This window comes from Rhizobium binae (genome assembly GCF_017357225.1).
Lineage (GTDB): Bacteria > Pseudomonadota > Alphaproteobacteria > Rhizobiales > Rhizobiaceae > Rhizobium > Rhizobium binae.
On record NZ_CP071604.1, the window covers coordinates 3,385,884 to 3,400,042 of the forward strand.

General features: G+C 59.7%; 12 protein-coding genes and 3 pseudogenes. 5 read left to right on the top strand and 10 right to left on the bottom strand.

Going from position 1 to position 14,159, the window contains the following annotated elements:
• Positions 1-18: 18 nt before the first annotated feature.
• The 5 genes from J2J99_RS16620 to J2J99_RS16640 form a co-directional block, all read right to left on the bottom strand.
• Positions 19-2,001, bottom strand: coding sequence for an amidohydrolase (locus J2J99_RS16620; RefSeq protein ID WP_168298445.1), 1,983 nt, complete (start codon positions 1,999-2,001; stop codon positions 19-21).
• A complete protein-coding gene (locus J2J99_RS16625) occupies positions 2,001-2,288 on the bottom strand; it encodes a XapX domain-containing protein (protein ID WP_112853634.1) in 288 nt (95 codons plus the stop codon). The genes J2J99_RS16620 and J2J99_RS16625 overlap by 1 nt, the downstream gene beginning before the upstream one ends.
• A gap of 66 nt (positions 2,289-2,354) precedes the next feature.
• A complete protein-coding gene (locus J2J99_RS16630; RefSeq protein WP_168298443.1) occupies positions 2,355-3,044 on the bottom strand; it encodes a hydrolase in 690 nt (229 codons plus the stop codon).
• Positions 3,045-3,428: 384 nt separating this feature from the next.
• On the bottom strand, positions 3,429-4,346 hold the full coding sequence (locus tag J2J99_RS16635; protein WP_168298440.1) for a LysR family transcriptional regulator: 918 nt from the start codon (positions 4,344-4,346) through the stop codon (positions 3,429-3,431).
• A gap of 158 nt (positions 4,347-4,504) precedes the next feature.
• Positions 4,505-5,437: a VOC family protein gene (locus J2J99_RS16640; RefSeq protein ID WP_168298438.1), complete on the bottom strand. Its 933-nt coding sequence runs from the start codon at positions 5,435-5,437 to the stop codon at positions 4,505-4,507.
• A gap of 115 nt (positions 5,438-5,552) precedes the next feature.
• Between J2J99_RS16640 and J2J99_RS16645 the strand changes: the two genes are divergently transcribed.
• Positions 5,553-6,452: a LysR family transcriptional regulator gene (locus J2J99_RS16645; RefSeq protein WP_168298436.1), complete on the top strand. Its 900-nt coding sequence runs from the start codon at positions 5,553-5,555 to the stop codon at positions 6,450-6,452.
• A gap of 40 nt (positions 6,453-6,492) precedes the next feature.
• Here J2J99_RS16645 and J2J99_RS16650 read toward each other — a convergent pair whose 3' ends face one another.
• From J2J99_RS16650 to J2J99_RS16660, 3 genes and pseudogenes are all read right to left on the bottom strand, one after another.
• A complete protein-coding gene (locus J2J99_RS16650) occupies positions 6,493-7,179 on the bottom strand; it encodes a gamma-glutamylcyclotransferase (protein WP_205919038.1) in 687 nt (228 codons plus the stop codon).
• A gap of 116 nt (positions 7,180-7,295) precedes the next feature.
• A pseudogene (locus J2J99_RS16655) lies at positions 7,296-7,755 on the bottom strand (RidA family protein).
• 97 nt (positions 7,756-7,852) lie between these two features.
• The gene (locus tag J2J99_RS16660; RefSeq protein WP_168298432.1) at positions 7,853-8,689 is read right to left on the bottom strand and encodes an alpha/beta fold hydrolase; all 837 of its coding nucleotides are present in this window, start codon (positions 8,687-8,689) and stop codon (positions 7,853-7,855) included.
• 777 nt (positions 8,690-9,466) lie between these two features.
• On the opposite strand from J2J99_RS16660, the pseudogene J2J99_RS16665 reads away from it, so the two are divergent.
• From J2J99_RS16665 to J2J99_RS16675, 3 genes and pseudogenes are all read left to right on the top strand, one after another.
• Positions 9,467-9,697 (top strand): annotated as a pseudogene (locus J2J99_RS16665) (IS3 family transposase); the annotation flags it as partial.
• 173 nt (positions 9,698-9,870) lie between these two features.
• On the top strand, positions 9,871-11,250 hold the full coding sequence (locus J2J99_RS16670; RefSeq protein WP_168298430.1) for a peptidoglycan L,D-endopeptidase MepK: 1,380 nt from the start codon (positions 9,871-9,873) through the stop codon (positions 11,248-11,250).
• 491 nt (positions 11,251-11,741) lie between these two features.
• Positions 11,742-12,065, top strand: coding sequence for a hypothetical protein (locus J2J99_RS16675; RefSeq protein WP_168298428.1), 324 nt, complete (start codon positions 11,742-11,744; stop codon positions 12,063-12,065).
• Between the two features lie 146 nt (positions 12,066-12,211).
• Here J2J99_RS16675 and J2J99_RS16680 read toward each other — a convergent pair.
• Positions 12,212-12,316: pseudogene (locus tag J2J99_RS16680) on the bottom strand (ABC transporter permease); the annotation flags it as partial.
• A gap of 430 nt (positions 12,317-12,746) precedes the next feature.
• Here J2J99_RS16680 and J2J99_RS16690 point away from each other — a divergent pair.
• Entirely contained in the window at positions 12,747-13,073 is a 327-nt protein-coding gene (locus J2J99_RS16690; protein WP_168298425.1) for a GYD domain-containing protein, read from the top strand.
• A gap of 72 nt (positions 13,074-13,145) precedes the next feature.
• On the opposite strand, the gene J2J99_RS16695 is transcribed toward J2J99_RS16690, so the two are convergent.
• Positions 13,146-14,144, bottom strand: a complete 999-nt coding sequence (locus J2J99_RS16695) for an ABC transporter permease (RefSeq protein WP_168298423.1) — start codon at positions 14,142-14,144, stop codon at positions 13,146-13,148.
• Positions 14,145-14,159: the final 15 nt, after the last annotated feature.

The following is a 14,159-nucleotide window of genomic DNA, read 5'->3' on the forward strand; positions in this document are numbered from 1 at the left end:
CCGAGCGCAAAGCTGAGTTTAGACCGCCCAGCAGGAGCAGCCGAGAGCGCCGAAGAATCCTTTGAGGTCGGCGATCGGAAGCTTGGATGTCCAAGCTCCGGCATGGTCATGGCCATGCACGCCGCAATCGCTGGCACATCCGCATGTGGAGATCGCCGTGCGGCGCAATGAGCGAGCCCCTGCGCCTTTCGGTTCGCCCCAGGCTGCGTAACCGCCGAACTTGCGTACGGGAGACCAGTCGGGCATCGCGGGCGGGATGTCGTTCTCGTCGAGCGTCTTGAAGTCGCCTGCGCCATAGACGATCTTGCCGCCGACCATGGTCAGTTCCGAGGTGAGGAACGAAATCTCGCCCTCGGCGCAGGAGAAGAAGTCCTTGTCCGGCACCACGAGGTCGGCAAACTGGCCCTTCTCGATATGACCCTTCTTGCCCTCTTCGTTCGAGAACCATGTGACCTTTTCGGTCCACATGCGCAGCGCCGTCTCGCGATCGAGGCAGTTGGCTCGCGGATAGAGTTGCATTCCGCCGACAGTCTTGCCGGTGACCATCCACGACAGCGAGACCCACGGATTGTAGGAGGCGACGCGCGTTGCATCGGTGCCTGCGGAGACATTCACACCCTTGTCGAGCATGCGTTTGATCGGCGGCGTGGCCTCGGCCACGCCGTGACCGTATCGCTCGACGAAATATTCGCCCTGATAGGCCATGCGGTGCTGCGTGGCGATGCCGCCGCCGAGTGCGGCGATGCGGTCGATCGAGCGATCCGAGATGGTTTCGGCATGGTCGAAGAACCAGTTGAGTCCTTCGAGCGGAATATCCTTGTCGACCTTCTCGAATACATCGAGGGCGCGGGAGATGGTCTCGTCATAGGTGGCGTGGAGACGCCAGGGCCAGCGGTTTTCTGCCAGTACGCGGACGACCTCTTCCAACTCGCCTTCCATTTCCGGAGCCATTTCCGGACGGGGCTGGCGGAAATCCTCAAAGTCGGCAGCCGAGAAGACGAGCATCTCACCGGCACCGTTGTGGCGGAAGTAGTCGTTACCCTGCTTGTATTTGACCGACTGCGTCCAGTTCAGGAAGTCCTGTTTCTCTTCCCTGGGCTTCTGGGTGAAGAGGTTGTAGGCGAGACGCACCGTCATCTGGTTCTCATCGGAGAGCTTCTGGATGACCTCGTAGTCGTCAGGATAGTTCTGGAACCCGCCACCCGCGTCGATCACGCCTGTCACGCCAAGGCGGTTCAGTTCGCGCATGAAGTGGCGGGTCGAGTTGACCTGGTAGTCCAGAGGAAGCTTCGGCCCCTTGGCGAGCGTCGAGTACAGAATGCCGGCATTCGGCTTCGCGAGCAGCATGCCAGTCGGGTTGCCGTTGGCATCGCGAGTGATTTCGCCGCCGGGAGGGTTCGGCGTATCGCGGGTGTAGCCGACGGCGCGCAGGGCCGCACCATTCAGGAGTGCCCGGTCGTAGAGATGTAACAGGAAGACCGGGGTATCGGGAGCGATCGCATTGATCTCCTCGATCGTCGGCAGGCGCTTTTCGGCGAACTGATGTTCAGTGAACCCCCCGACGACGCGCACCCATTGCGGCGCGGGCGTAATCGCCACCTGGCGCTTCAGCATGTCCATCGCATCGGCGAGCGACCGAACGCCGTCCCAGCGCAGTTCCATGTTGTAGTTCAGGCCGCCGCGCACAACGTGGGTGTGGTTGTCGATCAGACCCGGCAGGACGCGCTTGCCCCTGAGGTCGACGATCTTCGTGTTGGCACCAGCCAGCGCCATAATCTCACTGTCGGATCCGACTTCGAGAAAAAGGCCATCCTTGATGGCGATCGCCGTGGCGTTCGGATTGGTCCGGTCGAGGGTCGTCACGCGGCCGTTGTGGAGGATCAGGTCGGCATGCATGGTGTCTACTCCGGTGTGGTTGGGATCGGCGGCTTTCGCCGGGGAGAAGAGGTTCGAGAACGCCAGGCTCGACGCGCCCCCAAGAAAGGATCGACGAGTCGCCATCAGCTCCGCTCCTCCGCTTTCGCCTCCGCCTGATGGGCGAGGTCGATAAGATCGCCGCCCTTAGGCAGGTGGCCGAACATGTGCGGCTTGATCTGATGAAGCCATGAAACGGCTGCTGGCTCCCTGCTCCACAAGGTCTTTGCGAAAGGGATGATCTGTTCACCGACGAGAATGCCGAGAAGGCCGACCAGGGCGATGACAGGCGGAGCCGGCGAGCGGACGTTCAGGAGGCTGTAGACGATGCCCACAAGCAGACCTGCACCGAGAGAAAGAAGATAGATTTTCACGGGATGCCCTCCACGGTTAGAGAAAGGCCACTCCGACGGGGTTATCGGAGCGGCCTGATCAGGCCCTTACTTGGCGGGGTTCGGGCCGATGCGCTTGCCGTGCTTGACGCGTTCCTCTGCGCCGTGAACCATCGTGTAGGCGTAGTCGACGCCCATGCCGTATGCGCCGGAATGCTCCTTCACGAGGGTGATGACAGCATCGTAGGTTTCCCTGCGAGCCCAGTCGCGCTGCCACTCGAGCAGGACCTGCTGCCAGGTGACCGGGATCACGCCTGCCTGCACCATCCGGTCCATCGCGTATTTGTGTGCGTCGGAGGACGTGCCGCCGGAAGCATCCGCAACCATGTAGATCTCATAATCTGGAACATCATGCAGGGCCGAGAGTGCGAAGGTGGTGTTGCAGACCTCGGTCCAGAGACCGGAGACGACGATCTTCTTGCGGCCTTCGGCGGCGTTCTTCGCCAGCGCGTCACGGACGTTCTGGTCGTCCCAGGAGTTCATCGAGGTGCGCTCGAGAATGTCGTTCTCCGGGAATACGGCGAGCAGTTCCGGATAGGTGTTGCCAGAGAAGGATTGCGTCTCGACCGTAGTGATCGTGGTCGGAATATTGAAGATCTTGGCGGCCTTGGCGAGGCCGACGACATTGTTCTTCAGCGTCTGGCGGTCGATCGATTGGACACCAAAGGCCATCTGCGGCTGCTGATCAATGAAGATGAGCTGGCTGTTGGCGGGAGTGAGAACTTCGAGCTTGGACATGAGATTTTCCTCTTCGGTTGTTTGGACCGCGAATGCGGCGGGTTAATAAACTGGGCAGGGCCTGTCGGACGGACACCATGTCCTGGAACACGGCTCATAAGGGCCCGAGTAGGTCGAAACCGATGCTTTCATTCACTCGTTGCCTCGGTTGCTGAAAGGGAACGTAGTGTGATTTGCGCTTGTGCAAAATTGCAATATTAATTGCGAATGACTTGCATTCATCGCAATAATTACACTTCACGGCACACTCCCATAAAGGGCCATCGCCCACTCCGCGCTCGATATCCGACGATGGATCAAATCAGCCGGGGCAAATATCCTCAAAGGAGAGATGGGAGAAGCCCGTCGTAGTGGAGTAACCATCCATGGATATGGACAAAGCCGCTAGGGTGCGCCGGCATCATGGTCGTAGTTAGAAAACACGCCCGCAACCCAATCTGCAAAGACCTGATATTTAAGGCTCGGAAACCGGCCCGCTGGCCTTACTATGTGAACAGGATGACGTGGTGGCGCCCAGTCGTTCATGATTGGGACCAGGGCGCCACGAGCGATATGGGGCCGTGCCAAGAATTCAAATGTCTGCCCGATACCCAGTCCTGCTAATACTCCATGCAAATGCGCCGTCGCATCACTGGTGGAGAGCTTGATGGGGCTGTAGATCTCTATTTTCTCATCGCCTTTAATCAGTCGGACGGGTGCAGCTTTCAGACTACGTGCATCAAAGTACTGCACGAAAATATGATCACGCTGCAGATCCGATGGCGAAGCTGGCACGCCGTGTTTTTCGAGGTACCCCGGGGTTGCGCAGGTCACTATCTCAACGCTGCATAACTTCCTCGCAACAAGAGATGCGCTGGGCAGATCGCCGGCACGAATGACGCAGTCTATGCCCTCTTCGACGATGTCGGCCTGACGTTCTGTTACACCAAGATGCAACTCGATCTCTGGAAAGAGCGCGTAAAACTCTGGCAACCGAGGGATCAGAATCGCATTCGCGAAGGTCCCTCCTACGTCAACCCGAAGTTTTCCCCTGGTGGCGAGGCGCCCACGGGTCGCCTCATTGTTCATCTCGTCGAAATCGGCGATCAGACGAATGGCGCGCTCGTAATAAGCGACTCCCTCAGGTGTCACGGAGACTGAACGTGTCGTGCGTTCGAGCAGTTTGAGGCTCAAGCTTGCCTCGAGATCCTGAACAAGCTTACTCACGGTCGACCGAGGCGCACGCATCGTGTCTGCAGCCTTTGCAAAGGATCCGGCCTCGACGACGCGAACAAAGGCTCTGATCGCTCCCAATTGATCCATTGTCATCTCTCCAGCGAATGTGTGCGAATGCCTGGGGTTCAGTTATCGACCAGTGGCAAAGGGCATCAAGTCGAATGTTTGAAGATCTTCCCTGCAAAAACCAGGGCGCCGCCGGGCAGATGCGGCGTCCAAAATTCGAAATTCCATCAGTGGTATTGTCAGGCAGCCAATGGCTCGAGATTTGCCTGGATCTGATCGCGGAAAGCTTCATATCGGCCCGGTAGCTTGAGTGCTTCCCCAAGGTGAGCCGTGTCCTCGTCACGGTTGAAGCCAGGCTCGTTGGTGGCAACCTCGAACAGGATACCGCCCGGCGTGCGGAAGTAGATGGCCCAGAAGTAGTCGCGGTCGATGACGGGTGTGACTTGATAGCCCGTGTCCATCAGCGCTTTGCGCACATCGAGCTGCTTCTCGCGGTTATCGACGGCAAAAGCGATGTGGTGAACCGACCCTGCCCCCTGACGCGCAAATGGCGTTTTCGGCAGGGATGCAAGATCAATCGTGTCAGCTCCGTTTCCGTTTGGAATGATGAAGCGAGTCAAGTTGCCCTCCTTTTCGGCGCGCTGGTACCCCATGAAGCCGAGCAGCTCTTCCGTCGCAGCCGTATCATGCAGGCTGAAGCGAGCGCCGGCGAAACCGCGGATGGCCGCATCGTCGGGGATTCCATCCGCCAGCCATGGCGCGCGGTTGTCGTCGGCGGACTCGATCAGCGCAAGACCGTCGCCATCCGGGCCCATGAAGCGAAGACGGTTGGCACCGAAGACAGTATCCGTTTCCAGACCGTCGACACCGTGAGCCGCGAAGCGATCCTGCCAGAACTTCAGCGAGCCCTTTGGAACAGAGAACTGCGTCTCACCGACCTCACCCACGCCCGGACGACCAAGCATCATGTTCGGGAATGGGAAGTAGGTCATCACCGTGCCTGCGGAACCATTCTCGTTGCCGTAGTACAGGTGGTAGACGCTCGGATCGTCGAAGTTGACAGTCTGCTTGACGCGGCGCAGGCCCAGCGTGTCGGTGAAGAAGCGATTGTTCTGCCGCGCGTCGGATGCCATCGAAGTCACGTGGTGAAGTCCCTTGATGTCCTTGATCATGTCTGTGCCTTTCAATCAGCTGGTGTTCAAGTGTTGATATGAATGTAGGTCCGTTGATCACAGCGCGGAATTGCAATATTCATTGTGATTGAATTGCAAAATTTGAAACAATGAAATGAACGATTATAAAGCCCTTCGAACTTTCCTGCTTGCCGCCGAGAAGCGGAACTTCGCCCAGGTAGCCCGCGAACTGGACATGACACCCGCAGCCGTAACGCGTGCCATCGCCGCGCTCGAGGCAGAACTCGGCGTACAGCTCTTTGTGCGCACCACGAGGCAGGTTTCTTTGACGACCGATGGCGCGATCTTTGCCGCGCAGATCCAGCCCGCGGTCAAGACTCTGGAGGACGCTCGGCGCGAAGTGATGAACTCACATAAGGCGGACGAGGGTCGGCTGCGTATCAGTGCGCCGACATGGTTCGGCAAGACGGTGCTGCCGCCGATCCTGTCTGGGTTCAAGCAACGCTATCCGAAGATGAGCTTCGAGATCTCGCTGTCTGATGGATTGGTGAACATCGTCGACGACGACTACGATCTGGCGATCCGCATCTCGTCACAGCCTTCGGACAAGTTCACGATCTGGAGAAAGATTCGCGTGGTGCCGCGCATTCTGGTCGCCGCTCCCGGAAGTAGATTCTCCCACATGCAGCACCCGAACGAACTGAAGCCCGATGACTGCCTCGCGTACAGCGGCGAAAGCCGACGTGAGAACTGGGTGCTGTCGGACGGTGGGTCAAGCATTACGATTTCCGCAGGTCGAGCCTTCAGCGCAAACAGCGGAGAGGTTCTGGCGGACATGGCCGCCGACGGTGCCGGTGTCGCGCTGCTTCCAGGATTCAACATCGCCGATCACATCAGCAGCGGTCGCCTCGTCCACGTCTTCAAGGGATGGGCGCCGCCGGACCTGTGGCTGACGCTGTTCTACCCGCCCTACCAAGCACTCCCGCCAAGGATTGCGTCATTCTCCAAGTTCTTCGAGGATCAGGTCGCGGCAAAGATGGTCATGCTGGACTGAGGCACGAAAATGCCCGTCACCATGATCTGGCACACCCAATTCAGATTCGATCAAGCTGATGGAGTGCACGAAGTCTAGCCGCAACCAGTTGCTGCAGCCGCCACAGGTTTCGATCATAGATTTTGCGATCCGCCAGATCTGAAACCGTCCGATGCAGGTATTCCGCGCAAGATCCGGCGGGTCCACATGCCTGGGCGATCAACCCTGCCGCCTCTTCGAGGGGGATCTTCTCCGTGAGCGGAGACTGCCTGCCGCTCGCCCAGAACGTGAGCGCCCGCCGCACACCCGTCGGTGTCTTGACCGCAACCCAACGAACCATGTCGCACACTTCGGCATACCGAATCTCTCGCGCCAGAAGAGTACGCAGACTCTCCCTCTTGGTGGTGCACGGAAGCTTGAGGACAAGCCCCGAACAGCTTCCTCCTGGCCGAAGCGCGAGCATGAGACCGGGCGCGTCGGAGGTGGCCCTGAGCCGCTCAATCCTCAACGAGAACGCACGGTGCCAGCCGTGAGCGACCGCCTCTTCGCTGGCGGCCACCTCGAAACCCGGGTTCCACATCAAGGATCCGTACGCGAACACCCATATCTCCTCGTCACCAGCCTCTTCCTCAATTCTGCTGACGAGGTCGTCGAGCTGCTTGGGCGAGATCGGATTCCAATTGGGCTCCGGCCCCTCGTCCTCGACAATTCTGATGGTCGTGACGACCAGGTCGGGGGTGAGTTCCATGGTAGCAGGTGCGGGGGCCTTGGCGGCCGGTGTCTTTGGCATCGTGTGACCCGTTCAACGAGTTTGCCGCCGGAGGCCCATCATCGACGGCGGTTCATGGAATAGCTGCCGCCTGATCAATCAGCGGAACGGTTGATGATTGCCCGGAACGTGATTTCGACGATCCGCGGGGGAAAGCCAGCGCCGAAACCCCGATATTAGATTGCTGGCGCACTGAGGCACATCTGTGCCGTACATTTCCTTGCGGACCTTGTACCCGGCCGCAAACGCGCTGGGAACATCAAGCACGTACAGTGTCTCTTCAACGACATCGTCGAGGGTCGCACCATATCTAGCGAGCAGAGTCTTTGCGTTGACGTATGTCTGGCGGATCTGGCTCTCCATCTGCGAGAAGTCCGCACGCCGCTTATCCTCATCGAGTTCCGCCGGGGCGACAAGATTGCCGTTGTCATCGTGGCTCAACTGGCCCGAGACATAGATCGTGTCCTTGACCTGCACGGCCTGAACGTGTCCGAAGGCGCGCTCCCAAGCGACGCCATGATTCTCTGCTTTCTTGGACGGGTTGCTGTTCGCGATGATAGGTTCCTTCCATTGAATGATGGCGTGCCGAGGAAGCACTCGTGGTTCATGGAGGCGACGGATGCGTGGGAGGCCGCATCCGCCGCCGGACCGATCAGGCCTTCACGAAGGCCAGAAGATCGGCGTTCAGCACGTCGGCATTGACTGTGAGCATGCCGTGCGAGAAATCAGCATAGGTCTTCAGCGAGCCGTTCTTCAGAAGCTTGGCCGACTTCAACGCCGAGTCCGCGATCGGAACGATCTGGTCGTCTTCACCGTGCAGGACAAGCGTCGGAACCGTGATCGCCTTCAGGTCTTCCGTCTGGTCGGTTTCGGAGAAGGCCTTGATGCCGTCGTAATGGGCCTTGGCACCGCCCATCATGCCTTGACGCCACCAGTTCTGGATCACGCCTTCCTGAACCGCCGCGCCGTCGCGGTTGAAGCCGTAGAAGGGACCGGCCGGAACGTCGCGGAAGAACTGTGCGCGGTTGGCGGTGAGCGCCGAACGGAAACCATCGAAGACTTCCATCGGCAGGCCTTCGGGATTCGCTTCGGTCTTGAGCATCAGCGGAGGAACGGCGGAAACGAGAACCGCCTTGGCAACGCGACCGCTCGGCTGGCCGTGCTTGGCGACATAGCGGGCGACCTCGCCACCACCCGTCGAGTGTCCGATGTGGACGGCATTCTTAAGGTCGAGCGCTTCGACGACGGCAAAGGCGTCCGCGGCGTAGTGATCCATGTCATGACCATCGGAGACCTGGGCGGAACGGCCATGTCCACGGCGATCATGGGCAACGACGCGATATCCTTTCGACAGGAAGAACAGCATCTGTGCGTCCCAGTCGTCCGACGACAGTGGCCAGCCGTGGTGGAAGACAATCGGCTGACCGTCCTTCGGACCCCAGTCCTTGTAGAAGATTTCGACGCCGTCCTTGGTGGTTACATATGCCATTGTCTTGGTTCCTTCGGTTGAGCTGGATGCTGATGCAGCCTCGGCTGCGAGCTTGAGAAATGGTGAGATCGCATGGCTGCGACGGCGGCGCCTGCGGAAAGAAGTGCGCCCCTGAGTGTTATGGAAGAAAGGTTCTGGGTCATCCCGCGTGCTGCGATTTCGTCATTAACAACTTCAGGCGACGCTGTGTTCGTCTGACGGATGGATAGTGCGGCGGGATCCAAAAACCAACAATTGTGATAATAGTTTTTACTTTATTATCAATTATGCAACAATGCGCGTGGCCTTATCGTGGGCTCTTGCGTGTGACCAGAGGTGTGCTGGCATTGGGCGCGCTCTGGCAGCTACCTGCGTAGCGCGTGAGGAAACATGGAGCCAGCATTGCGTTCGGCAAGTTGCGCCGGATGTCGGCCATGGGCTGTGCTCGCTCGGCGGATACCAACGGCGACTGTTGCAAAACACGCTTCCTCTGCCTGAAAGGCCTGGTCAGGAGCTCGCTGACCGTTTGCGCTTTATGCTCTCGTCCAGCTCAACGAGGAGCGCGTCTGACTCTAGGCACCCACAACAGATGCCACACCCGTCTTCGTCGAAGTCGCTCACGCTTCTTGCCCGGCGGCAACAGTCGCAGACGATGGTGCCGCGACCGGAACGGGTCGGTGCCAGTATCTCAAGTGACAGATTTTCGACAGCGTGCACGGCAGGTCCGGACATCGCAACCTCCCTAAATTGGTGATCTTAAAGGAGATGGTAGCGGCGGCGAAGGTTTTCCAGATGGCGTTGCGGGAAGATGCGATGCTCGACCCAGCGGCTTTGAAAGATCCTGGAAAAGAAGTGGTTACTCCCGCAGCAAAGCGGAAAGCTGTCGCGCATCTGATGGATCACCACCAGATGAGCGAACGGCGGTCGTATAAAGCCATGGGCCTTTGCCGAATGACGATCCGCTACGAAACCAGGCGCCGCGAAGCCGGTCGCCAGCGCCAACTGCGCGCAGCCTTCCACAAGACGCGCGGCTCTCTCCTCAGCTCGAAGCACAGGCCGTCATTACGCCCCAGATGACCCGCATCCCAAATCACCGACTTTCCGCATCCGCCCGTTAGCAATTTGTTGACCATAAGCTGGCTTTAATGAGCCTGATGGATGGGGAGTTTCCCGCCGTCGTCAGATGTTTGGTGTAGGACGGGTTGTTGGTGTTGAAGTATTCAGTGCAAGCATTGTCCGGCGGAGCCTCGGGCGGAATTGCCGCGCTCCTGTCGCGTGCAAAATGCTTCGCAACGCAGACCATTCTGCCGGCTCTGTTTGCGCTTCCGGCGCTTGTCGGCTCTGCATCGTTAGCCTCGGCGGAAGATCGGGCCCTGAAGCTGTTCTTTACCCACACGGGTGAGAAGGCCACGATCACCTACAAACGGGATGGAAAGTTCGATCCCAAAGGCCTTGCCCAGATCAATCGGTTCCTGCGCGACTGGCGACGGAACGAGCCGACCCGGATGGATCCCCGGCTGCTCGACCTGGTCTGGGAGGTGTACAAACGCAGCGGCGGCAAAGATTACATCCATGTCGTTTCCGCCTATCGCTCGCCTGCGACCAACAACATGCTCCGCAACCGTTCGCGCAGCACGGGTGTCGCCAAGAAGAGCCAGCACATGCTGGGCAAGGCGATGGATTTCTACGTGCCCGGCGTGAAGCTTGCGACGCTGCGCGCACTTGCCATGCAGATGCAGGTCGGCGGTGTCGGATATTATCCGACCTCCGGTTCGCCCTTCGTGCATCTCGACGCCGGCAATGTCAGGGCCTGGCCCCGCATGTCACGGCAGGAGCTCGCCCGGATATTCCCGAATGGAAAGACGATGCATCTTCCGGCCGATGGTCGGCCGCTGCCGGGATATGATCAGGCGGTTGCGAACTACAGGAAGCGCGTCAGCTCCACCTCGATCGAGATCGCCAGCACCGCTGGCGACGACGAAGACGCAGGAGCATCGACCACGCCGGGCGGCGACGCCACCAACGGCAAGCTTGTGACGGCGCTTCTGCCGACGCCGAAAAGCCGGGCATTGAGTGCGCTTGCGTCGCTGCAGTCCGGCGCGGGCGAGCGGGATGACAAAGGCGCCGCTCCGGATGTTTCATCCTTGCCGATTCCAATACCGGCGATGCGACCACCCGCCCTTGCGCATGACGCGAGCGCGGACGACCAACTCAAGACTGCCTCGATCGGCCCGATTGTCAGACTTCCGGAGAGACAAACCTCAGCATTGCCGGATCACACCCGCTTCCACCCCCGCATCGCGGCAAACGAGGCCTCCAAGCCGGGCGCTGCCATGATCGCCTCCCTGCCCATGACCGCTTCCTGGGAAGAAGCAAACTTCCTCGGATCGACGTCCGAGGCGGCGCTGATGAAATGGGCGCTGCATTCTCCCGGCGAGCCGATAGTATTGAGCACGCCGCGAGTCTCGCCCCGCACCGTGCATCGTCAGGCTGATGTCGCGACGTCGAGCGAGGATGTCGCCCCGTTCTCAGCTAGAGGTCCGTTCGATGCCAGCCGGTTTACATCGCCCCCGGAGGGTTGACCGCATTCGTCCGGTTGATGCTGTGCGCCCGTGACAAAACGTTCGAATGTCTCCCTCTCCCCAGCCGGTAGGCAGTAAGCTTTCGAGGGAGATGGCGGCGGGCGGCCAGTTTTGTTCGGAGTGAAACGAAACGGCGCAACATTCGATAGGCCATAAATTGTTGTGACTATACGACGCAACATAGCTATCTCCGGTTGATCTCCATTACCTGGCTTAATGGGCCGGCGCCGCTGCTGCTGGGTTTCGAACGGCGGAGAGAATGATCGCCTGCTGGCGACGCCGGGGAGCCAACTTTATGATTGCCGTGCCTTTTTCCGTGCTGGCAACCTTTTGTTGCCCCCGGAGGAGACCAAGTGGCGCCACCGCGTTAGCACCGTGTTAGCCCGAGTGATCTACTGTCGCGACGCCAGGGGAAAACCCGGTTATCCATTGCTACCGGGGCAAGCAGAGCGGCGACGAGCCCTGAAACGTCGACAGCTGACGGAGGTTACATGAAACTGGTTCCAGGCAGCGTGATATTGTCGTGTGCAATACTGCTGTCCAGCGTGTCGGGATTCGCCGGCTCTGGCGGATGGCAGTCGGATGGCCAAGGCACGAGATACTGGCACGTCACTCCACGGCTCGGGCAATGCAACGTAAGCCAGGCAAAAAACCTGGCGCTTCGGGCCGGCATCTATCGTAGCGAGATAATACAGCAGGATGACAATGTCATCGTGCTCAGAGGTCTGGATCAATCGGGCGACCGGCGCGTGATCGGCTTCGCCAACATCAGAGGGTGCCCAGAGTTGGAAGGCTATGAGGATGGGCGCCCCTGAGGGCATGGTCAGAGTTTGATCAACGAAAGCTGCGACTGGATATGCTGCAGTCCACCCGGCCGCGATATGCCAGCTTGCGCCCGACATCTCCGTGACATGCCCGCAGAGAACAATGCAGGATGTGATCGATGGCATCGCCGCCGCCCGCTCTGCCTCAAATTTCGTATCCGATCGAACAGCACCGCCAGCACCATCGCTCCGCCGATAAACGTCCACTGCCAGCAGGCGTTGATGCCGAGCAGGCCGAGGCTGATGTTCGGGGAATACCAATGGTTACCGACGAGTGGGTTGAACTGTGGATCATATTCGGCGTGGCAGGCGGCGTTTGCGCCTACAGCTGGTATTGGTGCATCCGGTCGATCATTTTCTACCGCAAAAACGGTTATGATTTCAGTCAGGATGTCGGCTCGAAAATATATTGGTCCGCACGTGGGGGGGATGATCGCCAGTTGGCGACGCCGAAAGCGAAGTTGCTGATCGCTATGCCTTTTCCGTGCTGGCAACCTCTTTCATGCTGCTCTTCACAGTTCTGGCCCTGGCGGGGATTATCAAGCCTTGTCTCGGTTGCCGCCCATAGCGCTTGGCTGATCATTCGAAAGGCAAGCCAATAAGCCCATCGAATGACTGGCATTCCTTTCGGCTTGAGCGTTTACTGGATCGATCTGGCGGAGGAGGCAAACCATGGCCATGTATCTCACGCGCTTCAGCTACACGCCCGAGACCTGGGCGCGCATGATCGAAAACCCCGAGGATCGCCGGGAGGCGGCACGGAGCTACATTGAATCCGTGGGCGGGAAGCTCCACGGGTTCTGGTACGCCTTCGGCGAGTATGACGGGTGGAATTTGTGGGAGGCGCCGGACAATGTATCGATGGCGGCTGTCGCGCTTGCGATCGGTGCGGGAGGCGCGCTCAGCTCTGTTGAGACCACCGTTCTCCTCGACGTCGAGGACACCATCCGAGCCTTGGAGAAGGCGAAGTCGATCCGGTATCGCCCGCCGGCAGCGTAGGCAGGCGCCGCGCTCGCCGACGGCCGGCTTCGCTTCTGTAACGCAACCGTCTGATCGGGGGCGCGCCGTCGCCTACTCGCTCTGCCTCAAATTTCGTATCCGGTCGAACAGCACCGCCAGCACGATCGCGCCACCGATAAAGGTGCCCTGCCAGAAGGCGTTGATGCCGAGCAGCCCGAGGCTGTTGCGGATCACTTCGATCAGCGCTGCGCCGACCAGGGCGCCGAAGGCCGTTCCGACGCCGCCGGCCAAATTGGCGCCGCCGATGACAGCGGCGGCAATGACCTGGAGCTCCATGCCGGCGCCGATATTGGTGGTGACGGCGCCGAGCCAGCCGGTCTGGACAATGCCGGCAATGCCGGCCGAGAGCGCCGAGATCATGTAGACGGCGACCTTGATGCTGCGCACGGGAACGCCGGTGAGCGTGGCGGCATGCTCATTGCCGCCGATCGCGAAAATATAGCGGCCGAAGCGCGTCCAGCGCAGCACGAAGCCGGTCAAGAGCGCCAGGATGACCATGTAGAGAACCGGGTTGGCGATGCCGAGAAACCAGGCACCGCCGCCGAGCGCCAAGAGCTTGTCGTGATCGGGGCCGAACTGGAAGACGACAGTGTTGTTGGAGGCGACCATGGCAAGGCTGCGGGCCACCGACAGCATGCCGAGCGTCACCACGAAAGGCGGAAAATCGAGATAGGCGATCAACACGCCGTTGAAGGCGCCGACCAGAAGGGCCGTGCCGATCGCCGCCGCTATGCCGATTTCGATGCCGTAGCCGGCATGCATGGTGACCGCGAGTACCATACTACAGAGGCAAAGCACCGAGCCGACCGACAGATCGATGCCGCCGGTGATGATGACGAGCGTCATGCCGAGCGCGATGATGGCGACGAAGGTGACGTTGCGGGTGATATTGTAGAGGTTCTTAGCCGTCGCGAAAGAATCGGTGGCGACGGAGAGGAAGAGGCAGGCGAGAATGACGGCGATCAGCACCCAGAAGGTCTGGCTGCCGACGAACTCCGACAGTCGGCTTCGCTCTCTCTGTGCAATCGTCTGGTCGAGGGTGGCTGCCATCGTTGACCTTCTTTT